The 21571-nt window shown below is 69.4% G+C and carries 18 protein-coding genes; 8 read left to right on the forward strand and 10 right to left on the reverse strand.

All coding sequences use genetic code 11. The features are described from left to right. Positions 1-16 precede the first annotated feature (16 nt). From ACIQWG_RS19970 to ACIQWG_RS19980, 3 genes are all read left to right on the forward strand, one after another. Positions 17-943, forward strand: a complete 927-nt coding sequence (locus ACIQWG_RS19970) for an ABC transporter permease (protein WP_404097300.1) — start codon at positions 17-19, stop codon at positions 941-943. Continuing rightward, a complete protein-coding gene (locus tag ACIQWG_RS19975) occupies positions 940-1941 on the forward strand; it encodes an ABC transporter ATP-binding protein (protein ID WP_404097303.1) in 1002 nt (333 codons plus the stop codon). Before ACIQWG_RS19970 ends, ACIQWG_RS19975 begins: the two co-directional genes overlap by 4 nt. 62 nt (positions 1942-2003) lie before the next feature. Continuing rightward, a complete protein-coding gene (locus ACIQWG_RS19980) occupies positions 2004-2975 on the forward strand; it encodes an ABC transporter ATP-binding protein (protein ID WP_404097740.1) in 972 nt (323 codons plus the stop codon). A 54-nt stretch (positions 2976-3029) separates the two neighbouring features. On the opposite strand, the gene ACIQWG_RS19985 is transcribed toward ACIQWG_RS19980, so the two are convergent. The 9 genes from ACIQWG_RS19985 to ACIQWG_RS20025 all read right to left on the reverse strand — a co-directional run bounded on the left by ACIQWG_RS19985 (position 3030) and on the right by ACIQWG_RS20025 (position 15170). Continuing rightward, positions 3030-3437: a VOC family protein gene (locus ACIQWG_RS19985; protein ID WP_404097305.1), complete on the reverse strand. Its 408-nt coding sequence runs from the start codon at positions 3435-3437 to the stop codon at positions 3030-3032. A 106-nt stretch (positions 3438-3543) separates the two neighbouring features. Beyond that, the gene (locus ACIQWG_RS19990) at positions 3544-4692 is read right to left on the reverse strand and encodes an ABC transporter ATP-binding protein (RefSeq protein ID WP_404097308.1); all 1149 of its coding nucleotides are present in this window, start codon (positions 4690-4692) and stop codon (positions 3544-3546) included. Then, complete coding sequence (locus tag ACIQWG_RS19995; RefSeq protein ID WP_404097310.1) at positions 4685-5743, reverse strand: ABC transporter ATP-binding protein; 1059 nt, start codon at positions 5741-5743, stop codon at positions 4685-4687. The genes ACIQWG_RS19990 and ACIQWG_RS19995 overlap by 8 nt, the downstream gene beginning before the upstream one ends. 11 nt (positions 5744-5754) lie before the next feature. Further along, the gene (locus tag ACIQWG_RS20000) at positions 5755-6717 is read right to left on the reverse strand and encodes an ABC transporter permease (RefSeq protein ID WP_404097313.1); all 963 of its coding nucleotides are present in this window, start codon (positions 6715-6717) and stop codon (positions 5755-5757) included. Then, the gene (locus ACIQWG_RS20005; RefSeq protein ID WP_404097316.1) at positions 6710-7639 is read right to left on the reverse strand and encodes an ABC transporter permease; all 930 of its coding nucleotides are present in this window, start codon (positions 7637-7639) and stop codon (positions 6710-6712) included. Before ACIQWG_RS20005 ends, ACIQWG_RS20000 begins: the two co-directional genes overlap by 8 nt. A 130-nt stretch (positions 7640-7769) precedes the next feature. Then, the gene (locus ACIQWG_RS20010; protein WP_404097319.1) at positions 7770-9383 is read right to left on the reverse strand and encodes an ABC transporter substrate-binding protein; all 1614 of its coding nucleotides are present in this window, start codon (positions 9381-9383) and stop codon (positions 7770-7772) included. 591 nt (positions 9384-9974) lie between these two features. After that, positions 9975-11882: a translational GTPase TypA gene (gene typA / locus ACIQWG_RS20015; protein WP_404097321.1), complete on the reverse strand. Its 1908-nt coding sequence runs from the start codon at positions 11880-11882 to the stop codon at positions 9975-9977. Positions 11883-12019: 137 nt separating this feature from the next. Then, on the reverse strand, positions 12020-12712 hold the full coding sequence (locus ACIQWG_RS20020) for a hypothetical protein (RefSeq protein ID WP_404097324.1): 693 nt from the start codon (positions 12710-12712) through the stop codon (positions 12020-12022). A gap of 115 nt (positions 12713-12827) precedes the next feature. Then, positions 12828-15170 (reverse strand): ABC transporter family substrate-binding protein, encoded by a 2343-nt coding sequence (locus tag ACIQWG_RS20025; RefSeq protein WP_404097326.1) that lies wholly within the window; start codon positions 15168-15170, stop codon positions 12828-12830. A gap of 353 nt (positions 15171-15523) precedes the next feature. On the opposite strand from ACIQWG_RS20025, the gene ACIQWG_RS20030 reads away from it, so the two are divergent. Genes ACIQWG_RS20030 through ACIQWG_RS20045 form a run of 4 tightly spaced genes read left to right on the forward strand, consistent with a single transcriptional unit; the run spans position 15524 to position 19399 of the window. Beyond that, positions 15524-15814, forward strand: coding sequence for a hypothetical protein (locus tag ACIQWG_RS20030; RefSeq protein WP_404097329.1), 291 nt, complete (start codon positions 15524-15526; stop codon positions 15812-15814). A gap of 31 nt (positions 15815-15845) precedes the next feature. Then, on the forward strand, positions 15846-16667 hold the full coding sequence (locus ACIQWG_RS20035; RefSeq protein ID WP_404097331.1) for a hypothetical protein: 822 nt from the start codon (positions 15846-15848) through the stop codon (positions 16665-16667). A gap of 21 nt (positions 16668-16688) precedes the next feature. Beyond that, positions 16689-18632 carry a fumarate reductase/succinate dehydrogenase flavoprotein subunit gene (locus tag ACIQWG_RS20040; RefSeq protein ID WP_404097334.1) on the forward strand — a complete coding sequence of 648 codons (1944 nt, stop codon included), beginning with the start codon at positions 16689-16691 and terminating at the stop codon, positions 18630-18632. Next, a complete protein-coding gene (locus ACIQWG_RS20045) occupies positions 18629-19399 on the forward strand; it encodes a succinate dehydrogenase/fumarate reductase iron-sulfur subunit (protein WP_404097337.1) in 771 nt (256 codons plus the stop codon). Before ACIQWG_RS20040 ends, ACIQWG_RS20045 begins: the two co-directional genes overlap by 4 nt. Before the next feature lie 6 nt (positions 19400-19405). Here the strand turns inward: ACIQWG_RS20045 and ACIQWG_RS20050 are convergent, their stop codons facing one another. Next, positions 19406-19705 carry a hypothetical protein gene (locus ACIQWG_RS20050; RefSeq protein ID WP_404097340.1) on the reverse strand — a complete coding sequence of 100 codons (300 nt, stop codon included), beginning with the start codon at positions 19703-19705 and terminating at the stop codon, positions 19406-19408. Positions 19706-19889: 184 nt separating this feature from the next. Between ACIQWG_RS20050 and ACIQWG_RS20055 the strand changes: the two genes are divergently transcribed. After that, a complete protein-coding gene (locus ACIQWG_RS20055; protein ID WP_404097343.1) occupies positions 19890-21551 on the forward strand; it encodes a hypothetical protein in 1662 nt (553 codons plus the stop codon). Positions 21552-21571: the final 20 nt, after the last annotated feature.

Here is a 21571-nt window from a genome sequence, read left to right on the forward strand (position 1 = left end):
ACGAAGTGGTGGGCCGATGACGACCGCGCCCACGCCCGACACCGGCCGGAAAGCGGGGCCCCGCGCGCTCGCCCGGCAGCGTCGCCGCCGCTCGGCCGCACGCTTCTGGAAGCAGTACCGCACCCATCGGGCGGGGGTCGTGGGCCTCGCCGCCCTCACCCTGTTCGCGCTGATCGCGCTGAGCGCGCCGCTGACCGTCGGCTCCGACGTGGACAATGTGACGGACGCGCCGGGCGGGCCGATGGAGACCCCCAGTGGCCGGTTCCCGCTGGGCACCGACCAGTTCGGGCGGGACCTCCTCGGTCTGCTGATCTGGGGTTCACGGGTCTCGCTCCTCGTCGGGCTGCTCGCGGCCGTGCTGTCCGTCGCGATCGGCGCGCTCATCGGCGTCACCGCCGGGCACTTCCGCGGCTGGTACGCCACGGTGATGATGCGGATCACCGACTGGTTCCTGGTCATGCCGACCCTGGTGCTGGCCATCGCCCTGGCCACGGTGATGTCCCGCTCGCTCGGCACGATCGTGCTGGCCATCGGCGTCACCACCTGGCCGACGACGGCCCGGCTGGTGCGGGCCCAGACGCTGGCGGTGGAGTCCCGGCCGTACATCGAGCGCGCCAAGGCGCTCGGCGGCGGGCACTGGCACATCATGTCCCGCCACGTGCTGCCCAATGTGATGCCGCTGGTGCTCGCCCAGACGACCCTGATCATCTCCACCGCCATCCTGGCCGAGGCGACGCTGGCCTTCCTCGGGCTGGGCGATCCGACGGTGGTGTCCTGGGGTGGGCTGTTGCAGGACGCGCGGGAGTCGGGGGCGGTCAGCGCGGGCGACTGGTGGTACCTGGTGCCGCCCGGCATCGCCATCGCCGGGGTCGCGCTGGCGTTCACGCTGTGCGGGCGTGCGGTGGAGACGGTCCTCAACCCCAGGCTGGGGGTGGCGCGTTGAGCCTGCTCGACGTCAGGAACCTGGAGGTCACGTACGCCGGTGGGGTCGCCGCGGTGCGCGGGGTCGATCTGAGGCTCGCCGCGGGTGAGAAGCTCGGCATCGCGGGAGAGTCGGGCTGCGGCAAGTCCACGCTGGCGCTGGCCCTGCTCAGACTGCTGCCGGCCGGGGCCCGGGTCCGGGGCGAGATCCTGCTGGACGGCGAGGACGTGCTGTCGATGAAGTGGGGCCGGGTGCGGGCGGTGCGCTGGGCGGGCGCCTCGATCGTCTTCCAGGGCGCGATGCACTCGCTGAACCCGGTGCACCGCGTCGGCGACCAGGTGGCCGAGCCGATCCTGCTGCACAAGCGGGCGACACCGGCCGGGGCGCGGAAGAAGGCCGGCGAACTCCTGGAGCACGTGGGCCTCCCGGCGGCGCGGGCGGCGGCGTATCCCCACGAGCTCTCCGGCGGTCAGCGCCAACGCGTCATGATCGCCATGGCTCTGGCCTGCGACCCCCGTCTGATCATCGCCGACGAGCCGACGACCGCCCTCGACGTGATGATCCAGGCGCAGATCCTGCGGCTGATCGAGGGGCTGGTCGCCGAACAGGACCTGGCGCTGATCATGATCAGCCACGACCTGGCGGTGCTCGCCGACACCTGCGACCGGCTCGCGGTGATGTACGCGGGGCGGGTCGTCGAGGAGGGCCCGGCGCGGGGGGTGTACGACGATGCCCGGCACCCGTACGCCAAGGCTCTGTCGGAGGCGTTCCCGCGGATCGGTGACCCCGCGTCCCGGTTCGCCCCGCGCGGTCTGCCGGGCGATCCCCCGGACCCGGCCGCGTTGCCGTCCGGGTGTGCGTTCCATCCGCGCTGCCCGGTCGCGCTGGACTCGTGCGCCGTCGACGACCAGGAGTTGCGGACAGCGGGCGCGGGGCGACGGGCGGCGTGTGTGCACGTGGGGTCGTCGGAGGCGGGCATGGGTGTGGACGGGGAAGACATGAGGAGCGGTGCGTCGTGAGCGAGGAACAGCGCGGCCCAGGTGCTTCGGCCGACGAGCAGCACTCCCCGGACGCCGCTTCCCTGCTGTCCGTCGAGGGCCTGCACGTCACGTTCCCGGGCCGGCACGGCAGCCCGCCCGCCCGTGCCGTCGACGGCGTCGATCTGGACATCCGGCCGGGCGAGATCGTCGCGCTGGTCGGCGAGTCCGGCTGCGGCAAGTCCACGCTGGCGCGTTCCCTGCTGGGTCTGGTCCGACCGACGGCGGGACGGGTCCGCTTCGCCGGCGAGCCGCTGGAGTACACCTCCGGGGCGCTGAAGGCGTACCGCAAGCGTGTCCAGCTGGTGTTGCAGGACCCCAGCGGATCGCTGAATCCCCGGCACACGGTGTACGACGCGGTCGCCGAGGGCCTGCGCATCCATGGCTACGGCGGTGACGAGCGGGCGACGGTCGCCGAGGCCCTCGCACGGGCGGGCCTGCGCCCTCCGGAGCGGTTCTTCCTGCGGTACCCGCACGAGTTGTCCGGCGGCCAGCGGCAACGTGTCATCATCGCCGGCGCGTTGGTGCTCCAGCCGGAACTGATCGTCGCCGACGAACCGGTGGCCTCCCTGGACGCCTCGGTGCGCGGCGAGATCCTGGCCCTGCTGCTGCGTCTGCGCGCGGAGCTGGGCCTGTCCGCGCTGGTGGTGACGCACGACCTGGGACTGGCGTGGAACGTCGCGGACCGGGTGGCGGTGATGTATCTGGGCCGGATCGCGGAGACGGGAGACGTGGAGCAGGTCCTCACGGCACCCCGGCACCCCTACACCCAGGCCCTGCTGTCCGTACTGCCGGAGGCCCCGGGCGCCCCGGTCGTGCTCTCCGGCGAACCCTCCGACCCGACCCGCATCCCCTCCGGCTGCCGCTTCCACCCCCGCTGCCAGATCCTGGCAAGCGGCGAGGCGGAACGAGCAGGCGTCGCCCACTCCTGCCGCACCCAGGACCCGGCGGTCCTGACCGGCGGCACCGAAGCCCAGGTGGCGTGCCACTGGGCACGAGCGAATGTCACCGCGTGAGCGGGGAGAGGGACCTCAAGTCGCCGGCCACCGGGCACTGAGCACAGACGAACTTCACCGCGTGACGACGGGCGGAGCCTCCTCCGTGGCGACCAACTCGGCCTCGAATCCGTCCGTGTTCGCCAGATACGCGGCGTAGTGCCCAGGGCCCCCGGCGTACGGGTAGCGGTCCGGGAAGAGCGGTGTCCAGCCGTGAGCGGGCGCTTCGGCGGCCAGGGCGTCGACCTGTTCGCGGCTTCCGGCGTGGAACGCCAGGTGGTTCAGGCCTGGACGAGTCCTGTCGTACTCGGTCCCGGTCATCGCCGGTGACTGCTCGACGACGAGATACGCGCTCCCCTGCCGCCAACTGCGTCCGTGCTGCCACTCCTGGTACGGCTCGTAGCCGAGCCGGGTGAGGAGCCAGCCCCATTCGCGTACCGCGCGGGACAGGTCGGGGACCCACAGCTCGATGTGGTGCAGCATCCTCCCGGCATCTCCTCCCCGCCGCACCCGGCGCTATCCGGCCCACGCGCAGAGGGCCGCGAACCACTGCGGGTTCGCGGCCCTCTGTGTCGTGGGCGATGTCAGGTCACGCCGCGTGGACGACGTCCTTCTCCTCGGCGAAGTGGCACGCCGACTCGTGGGCCGCCGGGGAGTCCGAGTCCTTGAAGCGCTCGGGGATCGCCAGCAGCGGGACCTCTTCGGCGCACTTGTCCTGGGCCTTCCAGCAGCGGGTGCGGAAGCGGCAGCCCGACGGCGGGTTGGCCGGGGACGGGACGTCGCCGGTGAGGATGATCCGCTCGCGGTTGGCGCGCGCCTCCGGGTCGGGGACCGGGACCGCCGACAGCAGCGCCTGGGTGTAGGGGTGCGTCGGGTGGTCGTAGATCTGCTCGTCGGTGCCGATCTCGGCCATCTTGCCGAGGTACATGACCCCGACCCGGTCCGAGATGTGCCGGACGATCGACAGGTCGTGCGCGATGAAGACGTACGACAGGTTGAACTCGTCCTGAAGTCGCTCCATCAGGTTGATGACCTGCGCCTGCACCGAGACGTCCAGCGCGGAGACCGGCTCGTCGCAGATGATGATCTCGGGGTTCAGAGCCAGCCCTCGGGCGATGCCGATGCGCTGGCGCTGACCGCCGGAGAACTGGTGCGGGTAGCGGTTGATGTACTCGGGGTTGAGACCGACCACGTCCAGCAGCTCGCGCACCCGCCGGCGCCGGTCGCCCTTCGGGGCCACCTCGGGGTGGATGTCGAAGGGCTCCCCGATGATGTCGCCCACCGTCATACGGGGGTTGAGGGAGGTGTACGGGTCCTGGAACACCATCTGGATGTTCCGGCGGACCGCCTTCATCGCGCGCCCGGACAGCCTGGTGACGTCCTGGCCCTTGTAGAAGATCTCCCCGGCCGTCGCCCGCTCCAGGTTCATCAGGAGCTTGGCGACGGTGGACTTGCCACAGCCGGACTCGCCCACGATGCCCAGGGTCTCCCCCTGGTACAGGTCGAAGGACAGGCCGTCGACCGCCTTGACCGCGCCGATCTGCCGCTTGAAGAGGATGCCCTGGGTGAGCGGGAAGTGCTTGACCAGGTTGCGCACCTGAAGGATCGGCTCGCCCCGCTCGACCGGCGCCTCGATGGCGGCGACCGCCTCCGACTCGGTGTGGGCGTCGACGACCTCGACGTCGGAGACGTTCGGCGTGGCGTCCTGCTGCTCGTCGTTCTTGCTGAGCTCAGCCATGGATCGTCTCCTTCCAGAAGTGGCAGGCCGAACCGCGGCCGACCAGCTCGCTGCCGTCCCGCTCGGCGACGGGGTGCAGGGCCGGGACGTCCGTACGGCAGATGTCCTGGGCCTGGGGGCAGCGGGGGTTGAAGGCGCAACCGGTCGGGATGCGCAGCAGGTTGGGCGGCAGACCCTTGATCGCGTAGAGCTCCTGGCCCTTCTGGTCCAGGCGCGGGATCGACTCCAGCAGGCCCTTGGTGTACGGGTGCGCGGGGCGCTTGTACAGCTCGTGGACCGGGGCGCGCTCCACGATGCGCCCGGCGTACATCACCGCGATCTTGTCCGCGACGTCGGCGACCACGCCGAGGTCGTGGGTGATCAGGATGAGACCCATGTTGTACTCGCGCTGCAAGTCCGCGAGCAGGTCCATGACCTGGGCCTGGACGGTGACGTCGAGGGCCGTGGTGGGCTCGTCGGCGATGATCAGGTCCGGCTCCAGGGCGAGCGCCATCGCGATCATGATGCGCTGGCGCATACCGCCCGAGAACTGGTGCGGGTAGTCGTTCACACGAGCCGCGGCGGCCGGGATCTTCACCCGGTCCATCAGCTCGATCGCCTTGGCCTTGGCTTCCTTCTTGGACATGCCCTGGTGGACACGGAACATCTCGCCGAGCTGGTAGCCGACGGACAGGACCGGGTTCAGCGAGGACAGCGCGTCCTGGAAGATCATGGCGATTCTGCTGCCGCGGATCTTCCGGCGCTCCTCGTTGGACATCTTCAGCATGTCCTGGCCGCGGAAGAGGATCTCCCCCTTGGGGATGCGGCCGGGCGGCATGTCGAGGATGCCCATGATCGCCTGCGCGGTCACGGACTTGCCGGAGCCGGACTCGCCGAGCACGGCGAGCGTCTCGCCCGCGGCGACCGAGTAGTTGACGCCGTTGACGGCCTTGGCGACACCGTCACGGGTGTGGAACTCCACGTGCAGGTCGCGGACTTCGAGCAGCGGGCGGCCCGTGTCCTCGGAGCCGTCCGGCGTGGAGCCTTCGGCCACTTCGTCGATGATGGTCACGTACGCCTCCCTCAGCGCAGCTTGGGGTCGAGGGCGTTGCGTACCGCATCGCCGAACATAAGGAACGAGAGCACCGTGATCGAGACCATCACCGACGGGACGATCAGGGTGTGGGGGGCGATACGGAGCTGCTCACGTCCTCGCGCCACGTCGCCGCCCCAGGACACGGCCGAGTCACCGAGGCCGACACCGAGGAAGGACAGGGTGGCTTCGGCGGCGATGTAGCCGCCGAGCGCGATGGTCGCCACGACGATGATGGGTGCGAGCGCGTTGGGCAGGATGTGCCGGAACAGGATCCGGGACGTCGAGGCGCCCAGGGCCTTGGCCGCCACCACGTAGTCAGCCTGCTTGATGGTGATCACGGCACCGCGGGCCACTCGGGCGATCTGGGTCCAGCCGAGGAAGGCCAGGGCCATGATGACGACCCAGACGGTGCGGTTGTCGAAGGAGTTGAGCACGACCAGGGCACCGAGCAGGAACGGGATGCCGAGGAAGATGTCGGTCAGCCGCGAGAGCAGGGTGTCGGTCCAGCCGCCGAAGTAGCCGGCGACCATGCCGATGACCGTGCCGATGACCGTCACGGCGATGGTGACACCCACACCGACGGTGATCGAGGCGCGGGCACCGTAGACGACACGCGCGTAGATCGAACGGCCCTGGACGTCGTAGCCGAACCAGTCCGGAGCGAACAGGTGGCCCCAGTTCGGCTTCCCCAGATAGTGCTTGGCCAGGTCGGCGTCGCGCGGCGAGGCGCTGGTGAACAGTCCCGGCCAGATCGACATCACCAGCAGGAACACGATCAGCACGGCCGAGATCAGGAACAGCGGGTTGCGCCGCAGGTCGTGCCAGGCGTCGGACCACAGGCTGCGCGCCTTCTCGGGGGCCGGGCCCGCGTCGGTCACGACGACGCCCGCGGTGCTCACGGTGTCACCGGGAAGCGCGTCGACCTGTTTCTCCACGGTCTTGTCAGGCATACCGGATCCTCGGGTCCAGGACCGCGTAAAGCAGGTCGACGATCAAGCTGGCAGCGAGGTAGATGAGCACCATGAGCGAGGCGATGCCCACGACCGTGGCGCCCTCACGCCGGCTGAGCGCCTCGTAGATCTCGATGCCGATACCCCGCACGTTGAAGATGCCCTCGGTCACGATGGCGCCGGTCATCAGGCTGCCGATCTCGATACCGAGGAAGGTGACCACGGGGATCAGCGAGTTGCGCATCAGGTGGACACCGACGATACGGCGGCGCGGCAGGCCCTTGGCCACGGCGGTGCGGATGTAGTCGGAGCGCAGGTTCTCCGCGATCGACGTGCGGGTCAATCGGGCGACGTAAGCGAGTGAGAGCGACGCCAGCACGGTGGCAGGGAGCGCGAGTTGGGAGAAGTCCGTCGAGTCGGTCACCGTGGGGGTCGTGACCGACCACTTGAATGCGAGCAGGTACTGAAGCAGGAAGCCCAGCACGAAGGACGGCATCGAGACGAGGAACAGCGTCAGCGTCAGCAGTCCGCGGTCACGCAGTGTGTCGGGGCGCAGACCGGCGATGACACCGAGGCCGATACCCACGAGCGTGACGAAGGTGAAGGCGAAGAGCGTCAGTCTGATCGTCACCGGGAAGGCGTCGAGGATGATGTCCGCGATGGGCCGCTGGCTGGCGATCTGGGTACCGAAGTCGCCCTGGAACAGCCCGATCATGTAGTTCGCGTACTGCTGGAGCAGCGGCTGATCAAGGCCGAGTTCCTTCTTGATACTCGCGACCACCGTCGGGTCGTACGCCTGATCCCCCATCATCGCCCGGACGGGATCGCCGGGCAGGGCGTACATCATGCAGAAGATGATCAAGGTTGACCCGATGAACACCGGGATCATCTGGAGCAGTCGCCGCGCGACATAACGCCCCATAGGTGCCTCCGTGAGGGGTTAACGCAGGCGCGGGGGCCGCCTCCGGTCAGGAAACGGCCCCCCGCACCTCCACCGCCACCTGAACGGTGGCGGGTTTACGGCCGAGTGGGAAGAGGCTCGAAGACTCCTCTTACTTCTTGGTGACAGCCCACACTTCGAGGTCACCGTGGAAGTCGACGTTGACGTTGTCGACGCTCTTACCGTGGCCGCCGTTGATGCGGTAGTACCAGAGCGGGATGGCCGGCATGTGCTCGACCAGCTTCTTCTCGACCTCCTGGAAGGCCTTCACCGACTCGTCGAGGGACTTGGCCTTGTCGGCCTCGTTCATCAGCTTGTCGATCTCCGCGTTGGAGAAGCGACCGTTGTTGGCCTCGGCGGTGCTGTGGTACAGCTCCTTCATGAAGTTGGCGTTGACCGGGTAGTCGGCAACCCAACCACCGCGGTACATACCCTTCACCTGGTCGTTGTCACGGGCCTCGAGGTCCGTGGCGAAGTCCGGCTTCGGGTCGCCGACGCAGTCGACACCGGTGGCCTTGCGGATGGACTCGCAGACCGCGGTCACCCACTCCTTGTGCCCACCGTCAGTGTTGTACTGAATGGTGAACTTGTTGCCCGGAACGCCGCCGCCCTCCTTGATGAGCTGCTTGGCCTTCTCCGGGTTGTACGTGAACACGTCGGTGTTCAGGTCCTGGTTGCCCTTGACACCCGGCGGCGTGAACGACTTGGCCGGCGTACGGGTGTTGTTCAGAACCGTCTTGGTGATCGTGTCACGGTCGATCGCCATCGACAGGCCCTGAAGGACCTTCGGGTCGATGTCCTTGAAGGTCTTGGAGTAGAACGCCGGGGTCAGCGACTGGATGGCCGCGTACGGCTGCTCGATGGCGCCGTCGCCCAGGTCCTGCTTGTACTTCGGCAGGTCGGTCGGGCCGACCTGGCGGATCATGTCCAGGTTGCCGGAGACGACGTCCTTGTAGGCGGCCTCGAGCGTTGTGTAGGACTTGAACTGGACGCCCTTGTTCTGCGCCTTGTTCGGGCCCTGGTAGTCACCCCAGGCCTTGACCTGGATGAGCTTCTTGTGGTCCCACTTCTCGAAGGTGTAGGGACCGTTGCCGACCGGCTTCTGGCCGAAGGCCTTCGGGTCGTCGTAGAAGACCTTGGGCAGCGGGGCCCACGTGGTGTAGCCCAGCTTGTAGTTGAAGTACGGCATCGTGTACTTCAGCTCGATGGTGAAGGTGGTGTCGTCCACGATCTTCAGGCCGGACATCGTGTCGGCCTTCGGGTCGCCCTTCTCCGGGTGGACATCGTCGTAGCCCTTGATGTCCTGGAACCAGAAGGAGTTCTGCTGGTTGTTCTTGATGTTGGCGTACCAGTTCCACGCGTCGACGTACGACTTGGACGTGACGGCCTCGCCGTTGTGGAACTTCCAGCCCTTCTTGAGCTTCACGGTCCACGTCTTGGAGTCCGTGGTCTCGACCGACTCGGCATTCGTGTAGACGATGTTGCCCTTGGCGTCGAAGTCCAGCAGCTGCGTGAACAGGGACTGAATGACGTACGAGCCGTTGCTCTCGTTGGTGTCAGCCGGGATCAGCGGCTTCTGCGGCTCACCGACGTCGATCGAGACGTAGCCGGCGGGGCCGGACCCCTTGTTCGCCTCGCTGTCACCGTCACTGCCGCCGCAGGCGGTGGCCGCCAGAGCAACGGTTATCGCACCCGCGACCCACTTGGCGCTCTTGGCACCGCGCATGGGTTCCTCCTCATGAGTCCATTGGTTCACCGCAAAAGGGAGCACCCGACACTTCACCGTCACCGCCCGTCGCCGGTATCGGAGAAGACTTGGTGCCCCCGCGCTCGCGAGACGGCGCCGCCTGACGCGCGTTACCCGTTCTTCCGAGCTCTACGCGCCTAACTATCTGCCATCCGCCACGGACCGAACCACACCTCTAAGGTCTCGGTTCGATCACACCTTGCGCCTACTTCTTCCAAAATCCGGACAAAGGGTTTGCCGAAAGACCACTACGAAACGGACTTGTTACACATCTATCGGTGGCAGCCGTTCGCATTCCGGACACCGGAGGCATAAAGAAGTTGCGCGTGGCGGGCTTGGTGTGCAGGGTGCGCACCTGCGCCGCGAGGTCGCTGTGTGTACATCGAGGCTTCGAAAAGTCGCCACAGCAGATCCACAGCAGGGTAGTGGGAGCCGGGCACACGAAGGCACCATCCCGAGCAAATCGAGGGTTTTCCCTACGACGCCGAGAAGTCACGCGGAAGCCACGCAGAAGCCACGACGGCACCGGACGCCCTGGGCGTCCGGTGCCGTCGTCGTAAGGCCGGTAGGTCAGCCGTGCTTGGCGCGGCTCGCGGTGCGGGCGCGGTCACGCTGGTCGAGCACGACCTTGCGGATACGGACGGCCTCCGGGGTCACCTCGACGCACTCGTCGTCGCGGCAGAACTCCAGGGACTGCTCCAGCGAGAGCTTGCGCGGCGGGACGATCGCCTCGAACGAGTCGGCCGAGGACGACCGCATGTTCGTGAGCTTCTTCTCCTTGGTGATGTTCACGTCCATGTCGTCGGAGCGCGAGTTCTCGCCGACGATCATGCCCTCGTACACCTCGGTGCCGGGGTCGGTGAACAGCACACCGCGCTCCTGGAGGTTCGTCATCGCGAACGCGGTGACGGCGCCGGACCGGTCGGCCACGAGCGAGCCGTTGTTGCGGGTCTGGAGCGTGCCGAACCAGGGCTCGAAGCCCTCGTGGATGGAGTGGCCGATGCCGGTGCCGCGGGTCTGGGTCAGGAACTCGGTACGGAAGCCGATCAGACCGCGGGACGGGACGACGAACTCCATGCGGACCCAGCCGGAGCCGTGGTTGGACATGTTGTCCATACGGCCCTTGCGGACGCCCATGAGCTGCGTGACCGCGCCCATGTGCTCCTCGGGCACGTCGATCGTCATGCGCTCGACGGGCTCGTAGGTCTTGCCGTCGACCTCCTTGGTGACGACCTGGGGCTTGCCGATGGTCAGCTCGAAGCCCTCGCGGCGCATCTGCTCGACCAGGATGGCGAGCGCGAGCTCACCACGGCCCTGGACCTCCCAGGCGTCCGGGCGCTCGGTGTCGAGCACACGGAGGGAGACGTTACCGATCAGCTCGCGGTCCAGGCGGTCCTTGACCTGACGGGCCGTGACCTTGCGGTCCTTGACCGCGGCCTTGGCGTCCGCGCCCTTGCCGGTGGCGCCACGGCCGACCAGCGGCGAGGTGTTGGTACCGATGACCATGGAGATCGCGGGCTCGTCGACCGTGATCAGCGGGAGCGCGATCGGGTTCTCGGTGTCGGCGAGGGTCTCACCGATCATGATGTCCGGGATACCGGCGACGGCGCAGATGTCACCGGGGCCGGCCATCTCGGCGGGCTTGCGGGTGAGCGCCTCGGTCATCAGCAGCTCGGTGATGCGGACGTTGGACATGGTGCCGTCGCGCTTGATCCACGTGACGGTCTGGCCCTTGCGCAGCTCGCCCTGCTCGACGCGGAGCAGCGCGATACGGCCGAGGAAGTTGTCGGCGTCCAGGTTGGTGACGTGGGCCTGGAGCGGGGCGGCCTCGTCGTAGGTCGGGGCCGGGATGTGCTCCAGGATCGTCGAGAAGAAGGGCTCCAGGCTGGTGGAGTCCGCGGGGACCGTCCCGTCCTCCGGCTTGGTCAGCGAGGCGACGCCGTCCCGGCCGCAGGCGTAGACGATCGGGAACTCGATCTGGTCCTCGTCGGCGTCCAGGTCGAGGAAGAGGTCGTACGTCTCGTTGACGACCTCGTCGATCCGGGAGTCCGGGCGGTCCGTCTTGTTGATGCACAGGATGACGGGCAGCCGCTGCTGGAGGGCCTTGCGCAGCACGAAGCGGGTCTGCGGGAGCGGGCCCTCGGAGGCGTCGACGAGGAGCACGACACCGTCGACCATCGACAGACCGCGCTCGACCTCGCCACCGAAGTCGGCGTGGCCGGGGGTGTCGATGATGTTGATCGTGATCGGGTCCCCGCCGTCCTTGGGGTGGTACTTCACCGCCGTGTTCTTGGCGAGGATCGTGATGCCCTTCTCACGCTCCAGGTCGTTCGAGTCCATCATGCGGTCGTCGACGGAGTCGAGCTGGTGCGCGGCGAAGGCACCGGCCTGCTTCAGCATGCCGTCGACGATGGTGGTCTTGCCGTGGTCGACGTGGGCGACGATGGCGACGTTGCGGATGTCGTGGCGCGTGGCCATATTGCGGCGTACTCCCGGAGTGGTGAGGACGGCTCTCGCGTACGTCTGTGATACGCGGGCCCTGCCGGGCGGAACATGCCACGGCCTCACCCCATGGTACGGGGCCGCCGCGGCGGGGGCTCGGCGGGCGGGCGGCGTCAGGCCCCCTTGGTGGCCGGGGAGCCTTCTGCGCAGGAAAGCCGGGCGGCTTCGAGGGCGTAGTCCTCGGGGTCGTCGCTGGCAGGATCGTCGCAGTCGAGAATGCCGTCGATGGTGACCCTCCAGCTCCGTGCGTGCCCCGTGGAGGTCTTGCCGCCGGGGCAGGCATAGCTGAAGTCGCCGGTCACTTCGCGCACCCCCGTGAAGTGCACGAACTTTCCGGCGCCGTCCAGCTCGCTGGTGCCGTCGTTGAGGGCCGGAGCCTTGACGTTCACGTCGGTGAAAGCCCACTCATCACCGTCCACCTCCGCCAGCGTGCGGGCGTCGGTGTCGATTTCGCCGATCTTCTTGCCCAGCGAGAACAGGACCTCGGCCGAGGAGACAGCCGGCCCCTGCGTCCGCACCGAGGGGCGCGGGGTGTACACCCGTTTCACCGGCTTCGTCAGCTCGCCCCCGCCCTTCCCCACCAGCTGCATCTCGGCGACGCCGGTCAGCCTGTCCCTCTCCTCGACACCGGACCAGGTGAAGGTGCCGCCGGCGCACGCCTTCACCACGGCCTTGTCGCTCTTTCCGCTGCTCCCGGGCTCGTCCTTGTCGTGTTCCTGCTTGTCGCCGGTGCAGGCCGCGAGCCCCGCCAGCATCGCCGCCGCGGCCCATCCCGCCGCCCAGGTCCGTCGTGTCGTGGTGCGCATGGTCGTCGCCCCTCCCCCGAGGTGCGGACGCGGTCGACGCCCGCACCGTGATCGCTGCTGGGATCATGCTGCGGGCGTCGGACCGGGACGGCAAGCGGCTTGAGCGGTTTCTGAGCTACGACGACGGAAGTCCGTCGGGGGACGATCCGCCCACCGGCGCCCCCGCCGCCGCCTTCTTCAGGAACCCCATGTCCTCGTACACCGGCGTCCCGAAGCCGAAGGCACCCGCGTTGGCGACATTGGTTCGCGCCGCCATGAGCTGGGGCCGCTGGAAGAGGGGGAGCGAGCCGGCCGCCGCCCAGATGCGGGAGTCCGCCTTGCGGATGAGCGCACGGGACTCGGACTCGTCCAGCGTGGCGATGGCCTGGTCGAAGAGCTGGTCCACCTGGTCGGTGCCGACCCGTGTGTAGTTCTGCTCCACGTTCAGCGAGCCGTCGGCGGCTGGTACGGGCTTGGCGTAGATGGGGCGGGCGTCGGTCGCGGGGTAGGCGGAGGCCGGCCAGGAGTAGAGGGCGAGGTCGTACTGGCCGGAGGCGATGTGGTCCTTGAAGTAGCTCTCGTCCGAGACCTTGGTGATCACCGTACGGATCCCGACCCGCTCCAGCATGATCCCGATCCGGTCGGCCACCGTGCGCAGCGTCTGCGAGCCCTGCCCCGACGGCACCACGAAGCGCAGCGTCAGCGCCTTGCCGTCCTTCGCCAGCGGACGCGCCGCCGCGCCGGCCGGTGCGGGGGTGCCCTGCGGGGCGTAGGCGCCGGGGGCACCGCCCTGCTGGAGCTGCTTGTTGCCGTACTGCTTGCCGTCCTGGGCGAGGTGCTTGCCCGTGTGGCCCTCGTCGCCGTCCCCCTTGTTGTCCTCTCCGACGATGTACGTCCCCTTGTCTCCGGCGGAGTCGGACTCCTTCTTCTTCCCTTCGCTCCCCTCCGGCTTCTTCTCCCCCTTCTCCCCCTTCTCGCTCTTCTCCCCCTTCTCGCTCTTCTCCCCCTTCTCGCTCTTCTCGCTCTTCTCCCCCTTCTCGCTCTTCTCGCTCTTCTCGCTCTTCTCCCCCTTCTCGCTCTTCTCGCTCTTCTCGCTCTTCTCCCCCTTCTGCCCCTTCTCGCCCTTGTCCGCCTCGCTCCCCGCGGCCTTCTCCCCCTTCTTCTTCTCCTGCTCGACCGGTCCACCCGGCACCCAGCCCGCGTCCGCGAGCAGCGCCTGTGCCTCGGCCGTGTCCTGGTCGCCGATCGCGCCACTGTTGTCGGCGTACGCCGCCTGGCCGGACAGGGCGAGATGGCTGCCGAGCGGCTCGGTGGGCAGGCCGAGCGGGGAGAGGACCAGCTTCGCCAGTTCCTCGCGGTCGATCGCGCGTGCCACCGCCCGCCGCACCCGCTCGTCGGCGAACGGACCGTCACCGCCGTTGAGGGCGAGCTGGGTGTACGCCGGCTCCAGCGACTTGCGCACCTCGAAGCCCTGGAACTTCGCCTTGTCCCGCCGCTGCTCGGGCGTCAGGGTGCGCCGGTCCGGGCCCATCAGCGGGGAGCTGGAGCTGAGCGGCGTACCGGAGGCGCTGGCGGTGACCGGCCGCGGCGGCGCGGCGAGCGCGATGCGCCGGGCCGCGGTGGGGTCCACCTCGGCCAGGTCGAGCCGCCCGGCGGCCAGCGCCGCGGCCCGCTCCTCGCGCGGCACGGCCCGCAGCACGATCTCGTTCAGCTTGGCCGGCTCGCCCCACCAGCGGGGGTTGCGGGTGAGCAGGACCTCGTCGCCCTTACGGTCGATCTTCTTGACGAGGAACGGCCCGGCGCTGACCTTGAGCTTGCGCCGCGCCCCGTCGTTGAACGAGTCCGGCGTGCCCATGACCTCCTTGGGGTACAGCGGCGAGAACAGCGAGCGCCAGTCGGCGTACGGCCGTCCGAAGGTGACCCGCACCTCCAGGTCGTTGTCGCCGCGCTCGATCTTCTCGATGCGGTCGTACCCGGCGTTGCGGGCGGTCCAGTAGGCGCTGTCCCGACCGGACAGAGCTCGCCACTGGGCGGAGAAGTCGGCGGCGCTGATCTCCCGGCCGTCGCTCCAGACGGCCTGCTGGTCGAGCTTGTACAGAACGACCTGCTTGGGCTCGGTCTCGACGATCTTGGCCGACTCCAGATAGGCCGGGTTGCGCTCCGGGCGCCCGCTCGGGTCGAGCCGGAACATCGAGGGCAGGGTGGCCTGCGCGATCCGGGTCGTGGTGGCGTCGGCGTCCGACTGGAAGGTGTTCAGCGTCTCCGGCATGGCGTCCACGGCCCACCGCAGAGTGCCGCCGTCGGTGATCTCGGCCCGGCCGGCCGAGGCGATGTCCTGTCCGGCCAGCGGTTTGCCGGCCGGGTCCGGGTCGCTGCAACCGGCGAGCGCGGGTACCGCGAGCACCCCCGCGGTGAGGAACGCGACCGAACGCATGACCGCGTTGCGGCCAGGCCTGGTTCCGACGCCGTCGTGGGACATCTCAGGTACCTCCGGGGAGCCACTCCCGCCGGTGACAATTAGTGCCTTCTGATCACTTTTGGCGGTATTTTGGAGTTGATCAGATCTAAGGCACCCCACTGAAGAGGAAAGGGTTCGTCAGGCGGAGCCGACACGGCGGCGAGCGCGCGCAAGCTCACCCATGCGGAGCAACGCGCCGCTCGCACTCCTTCGACTCCCCGGCGTACACAGAGCGCGTGCAGGCGCGCGTCCCAGGCGTGCAATCCGCCAATCGCTGCACATGCCTTCACAGAGGCAGGTGTGACGCGCGACACTCGCAGGCGCATGAACGTTGCCACCCAGGGCCGAAGAGCCCACGGAAGTGAGGTCACGTCATGTCCGTGCAAGACGACCTGACAACTGTCCAGCGCTGCCTCGACGACCTGGCCCGGTCCGTGGGCCGCCTCGAACAGCAGCTGGGCCCCGGCGGGCTGGAGATGCGCCGTGTGCGCACCGACGCCGACCATCTGCGCGAAAGCGTGGCGCTGCTACGGGAGTCGGCCGCGACCCCGGCCGGGCAGCGCAGGCCGGAGCTCGTCACCATCCCCGACACGCCGTACGACGACTCTCTGTGGATCGACACGGACGACGAGGGTCTCGGCGCCCGGGACCGCCGAGCCCCCTGATCCCTCCCCCTGACCCGACCGGAGTCATGCATTGGCCACTGGTACGGAACCCCATCTGAACAGCGGCGGCGTACGAACCGGTACGCGCGCCGCGATCACCGCCCCGCACCTGCGGACCGACCGCTGGTGGCTGGCCCCGGCCGTCACCGCGGCCGGTCTGCTGGCGTTCATCGTGTACTCGACCTGGCGGGCCTTCGCCAACGCGGACTACTACGCGGCGCCGTACGTCTCCCCGTTCTACTCGCCCTGTCTCGCGGAGAACTGCGAGACCATGCGGGCCGGGCCGAACTGGGACCTCTTCGGGAGCTGGTGGGGCATCTCCCCCGCGATCATCATCCTGATCTTCCCGCTCGGCTTCCGGCTGACCTGCTACTACTACCGCAAGGCCTACTACCGCGGCTTCTGGATGTCGCCCCCGGCCTGCGCGGTGGCGGAGCCGCACAAGAAGTACTCCGGAGAGACCCGCTTCCCGCTGATCCTCCAGAACATCCACCGGTACTTCTTCTACGCCGCGCTCCTGGTCGCCGGGATCCTGACGTACGACACCGTGCTCGCCTTCCGCGACGAGAACTACGAGTGGGGCCACATGGGCCTCGGCACCCTCGTCTTCCTCGCCAACATCGCGCTGATCTGGGCGTACACCCTGTCCTGCCACTCCTGCCGGCACATCGTCGGCGGCAAGCTCAAGCACTTCTCCAAGCACCCCGTGCGCTACCGCATGTGGCAGTGGATCGGGAAGCTCAACGCCCGGCACATGCAGCTGGCGTGGGCGTCGCTGGTGAGCGTGGCGCTCGCCGACTTCTACGTCTATCTCGTCGCGTCCGGGGTCTTCGACGATCCGCGCTTCTTCTAGATTGAGTGGGGACTGAAACAAATGTCCGTGGTCGAACGGCAGGAGTGGGACGTCGTCGTGGTCGGCGCCGGAGGGGCGGGGCTCCGGGCGGCGATCGAGGCACGCGAGCGAGGCGCCCGTACGGCCGTGATCTGCAAGTCGCTGTTCGGCAAGGCGCACACCGTGATGGCCGAGGGGGGCATCGCGGCGGCCATGGCCAACGCCAACGAGCACGACAACTGGCAGGTGCACTTCCGCGACACCATGCGCGGCGGCAAGTTCCTCAACCAGTGGCGGATGGCCGAGTTGCACGCGCAGGAGGCGCCCGAGCGGGTCTGGGAGCTGGAGACCTGGGGCGCGCTCTTCGACCGCACCAAGGACGGCCGTATCTCGCAGCGCAACTTCGGCGGCCACGAGTACCCGCGTCTGGCGCACGTCGGCGACCGCACCGGCCTGGAACTGATCCGCACGCTCCAGCAGAAGATCGTGTCGCTGCAACAGGAGGACAAGAAGGAGACCGGGGACTACGAGTCCCGGCTGAAGGTCTACCAGGAGTGCACGGTCACCCGGATCCTCAAGGACGGAAGCCGGGTCTCGGGGGTCTTCGCCTACGACCGTGAGACCGGCCGCTTCTTCGTCCTGGACGCCCCGGCCGTCGTGATCGCGACGGGCGGGATCGGCAAGTCCTTCAAGGTGACGTCGAACTCGTGGGAGTACACGGGCGACGGGCACGCGCTGGCGCTGCTGGCGGGCGCCCCGCTGCTCAACATGGAGTTCGTGCAGTTCCACCCGACGGGCATGGTCTGGCCGCCGTCGGTGAAGGGGATCCTGGTCACGGAGTCGGTGCGCGGCGACGGAGGGGTGCTGCGCAACTCCGAGGGCAAGCGGTTCATGTTCGACTACATCCCCGACGTCTTCAAGGAGAAGTACGCCCAGTCGGAGGAGGAGGGCGACCGCTGGTACGAGGACCCGGACAACAACCGGCGGCCTCCTGAGCTGCTGCCTCGCGACGAGGTGGCGCGGGCGATCAACTCCGAGGTGAAGGCGGGGCGGGGATCCCCGCACGGCGGGGTCTTCCTGGACGTGTCCACCCGTATGCCGGCTGAGGTCATCCGCCGGCGCCTGCCCTCCATGTACCACCAGTTCAAGGAGCTGGCGGACGTGGACATCACGGCGGAGGCGATGGAGGTCGGGCCGACCTGCCACTACGTCATGGGCGGTATCGCGGTCGACTCCGACACGGCGGCGGCGCGTGGGATCCCGGGGCTGTTCGCGGCCGGTGAGGTCGCCGGCGGTATGCACGGCTCGAACCGACTGGGCGGGAACTCCCTCTCCGACCTGCTGGTGTTCGGCCGCCGGGCCGGGTGGCACGCCGCCGAGCACGCGGCGGCCCAGGCCTTCGAGCGCCCCGAGGTCAGCGACCTCCAGATCGACTCGGCGGCGGCGGAGGCGCTGCGGCCGTTCTCGGCGGAGGGGCCGGCCGGGAGCGAGGACGACGGGCGCCCGCCGGAGAACCCGTACACCCTCCACCAGGAACTCCAGCAGACCATGAACGACCTGGTCGGGATCATCCGTCGCGAGGGCGAGATGGAGCAGGCGCTGGAGAAGCTCGCCGAGCTGCGCGTACGTGCCCGTCGGGCCGGGGTCGAGGGGCACCGGCAGTTCAATCCGGGCTGGCACCTCGCGCTCGACCTGCGCAACATGCTGCTGGTCAGCGAGTGTGTGGCGCGGGCCGCGCTGGAGCGCACGGAGTCGCGGGGCGGGCACACCCGTGAGGACCACCCGACGATGGACCGCAAGTGGCGCAACGTCAATCTGCTGTGCCACCTCGCCGACCCGACGGGCGGCCTCGCGGCCACCGACCCGGAGCGCGGCCAGATCAATCTCGTACGGGAGACCACCGAACCCGTCCGCCAGGATCTGCTGGCTCTCTTCGACAAGGAGGAGCTGGTCAAGTACCTCGCCGAAGAGGAGCTCTACCAGTGAGCAGCTACAAGGCCCGATTCAAGGTGTGGCGGGGCGATGTGGGGGGCGGCGGTCTGGAGGACTTCCAGGTCGAGGTGAACGAGGGCGAGGTGGTCCTCGACATCATCCACCGGCTCCAGGCCACGCAGGCGCCCGATCTCGCCGTCCGCTGGAACTGCAAGGCGGGCAAGTGCGGTTCGTGTTCGGCCGAGATCAACGGGCGGCCGCGGCTGATGTGCATGACGCGGATGTCGGTGTTCACCCCGGAGGAGACGATCACCGTCACCCCGCTGCGGGCGTTTCCCGTCGTACGGGACCTGGTCACGGACGTCGGCTTCAACTACACCAAGGCGCGCGAGGTACCCGCCTTCGTACCGCCCGCCGAACTGGCTCCCGGCGAGTACCGCATGATGCAGGAGGACGTGGACCGCTCGCAGGAGTTCCGCAAGTGCATCGAGTGCTTCCTGTGCCAGGACACCTGTCATGTGGTGCGCGACCACGAGGAGAACAAGCCGGCGTTCGCGGGCCCGCGCTTCCTGATGCGGGTCGCCGAACTCGACATGCACCCGCTGGACGCGGCGAGCGAGACCGGCCTGGACCGCAAGAAGACCGCCCAGGACGAACACGGCCTCGGCTACTGCAACATCACCAAGTGCTGCACGGAGGTCTGCCCCGAGGGCATCAAGATCACGGACAACGCGCTGATCCCCCTGAAGGAACGGGCCGTCGACCGCAAGTACGACCCGCTGGTGTGGCTGGGGTCGAAGATCAGGAGGCGGTCTTCGTAGGGCGGGTCAGCGGGGAACACGGGGCGCGGCCGCCGCGGCGACCTGCATGACCGTGCCGGCGAGGAACGCGGCCAGCCCCGCCGTCCCCAGTTGCATGTGGGCGAAGGGCCGGGTGCCGAGCGGGCCGAGGAACATGAACCCGGCCATGCCGACGGCCGCCACCACCGTGCCGTACCCCCACAGCGTCGGACGCGTGACCTCGCGGCGGCCCCACGGCGGGACCCATCCCGCCACGATCGCCGCGAGCCCGGCCATCACACCCGCCGACACGGCGAGCACGCCCGTCGCCGTAATGATCCAGTGCATGGCGTCATCGTGCGGTGCCGAGCACGAGGAACTCCACGGTGTAGCGGAGATTTTTGCTCCAGGATGACCCGCGATCGGCCGTCCGCATGGGCTTTCGGCGGCCCCCGCACCTCCCTCGTCACTCCACCCCACCCTGGACGCACCCCGGTCGCGCGGGGCCATTGGTGCCCATACGCTCCGAAATGTGACGTCATCCTTGATACGCGGCCGGCCGCGGCGTGGGCGCTCGCAGATATCGGCGCGGGTGGTGCACACGCTGGTGGGTGGGCTGGTCGGGGTGGTGTGGCTGGTGCTGCCCGCTCTGACGGTCGGTGGCGGGGGTGCGGTCGCGGGCGGGGCGGAGCGGCCCGTCGCGGGGGCGGTGGGGCAGCGGGAGGACGAGGGGAGTTCCGCCGTCGACCTCGTCCTGCCGGTGGCGGCCGTGGGCGCGGTGGGAGTGGTCGCGGGGTACGGGTTCGTGCGGCGCAGACGGCGGGCGCGGAGCCGTACGACTCCCGGTGGGGCGGCGGTTGAGGTCGCGGAGCCGCCCGTCGGGGAGCTCGACGAGCGGGCGCGGGCCTCGCTGGTGGCGGCGGACGACTGGGTACGGGTCAGCGGCGAGGAGCTGGGGTTCGTCGCGGGGCGGTTCGGGGTGGGGGACGCCGAGCGTGTCGAGCCCTTCGCGGGGGTGCTGCGAGACGCGGAGGCCGAGTTGGCAGTGGCGTTCCGGATGCGGTGGCAGTTCGAGGGCGGGGTTCCCGAGGAGGGCGCGGCTCGGCGGCACGCGCTGGCGGGGATCGTCGGGCGGTGCGCGGAGGCGGGGCGGTTGCTGGACGGGCGGGCCGCCGCGTTCGACCAGGTGCGAGGGCTGGAGGAGGGGCTGGGCGGCGGGCTCGGGCAGGGCCTGGCCGTCGCCGAGGGGAGGTTCCGGGAGCTGACCGGGCGGGCGGCGGCTGTCGGTGCGGTCCTGCGGGAGTGCGGGGAGCGGTACGCGCCCTCCGCGACCGCGCCCGTCGCGGGTCATGTCGAACAGGCCAAGGACCGACTGGTGTTCGCCACGACCCGCCTCAACCACGCCCGCCAGTCGGCCGACTTGGGCGAGAACGCACGCGCCGCGGCTCAACTGCGCGCCGCCGAGGGCGCCATCGCCCAGGCCGCCGTCTTCATCGACGGCGTCGAACGGCTCGCCGGGGACCTGGCGACGGCCGCGTCGATGGTGCCGTCCGCGCTGACGGGGGGCGAGGTGGAGATCGCCGGAGCGCGGGGGGACCGGGCGGCGGCCGAGTCGTCCGAGTACGCGGACGTTCCTCCCGGGGAGCTGCGGGCGCGGGTCGTGCATGCCGATCTCGTCCTGGCCGGCGTACGGGAGGAGCTGGCGTCGGGGCGGCCGTACGACCCTCTCGACCTGTTGCGGAGCATCGTGCGGGGCGTCGCGCCCGTCGTCGCGGGGCGGGCCTGGGTGATTCCGGCCGCCGCCCTGGTCTGCGCGCGGGGTGCGGTCGCCGGGGCGGACGACGTCGTCGCGACGCATCGCGCGGCCGTGGGCGGCGAGGCACGCACCCGGCTGGCGGAGGCACGACGGCTGCTCGCTCCCCCGGTCCCCCGGCCGCCCGGGCGCAGCCCGCGCACGGAACTCGCCGACCTCGTCACGGCCGACACCCTGGGCCGACAGGCCCGCGAGCTGGCCGAGCAGGACATCCGCCTGTACGGCCATCCCGTCGATTCCCGGGGCGCCGACGTCGACGGACTCGCCGGGGCGGTCCTCGGCGGCGTCCTGCTGACCGGCAGACCGGAGGAAGACGGCGCGGCAGCTGCCTTCGGCGGCCCACACAGCCGGGCCCGTCGGGGCGGCACGCCCCTCGCGTGAGCGGCCGCCCCGACGCGGGA

The sequence above is a fragment of the Streptomyces sp. NPDC098781 genome, assembly GCF_044759995.1.
Lineage (GTDB): Bacteria > Actinomycetota > Actinomycetes > Streptomycetales > Streptomycetaceae > Streptomyces.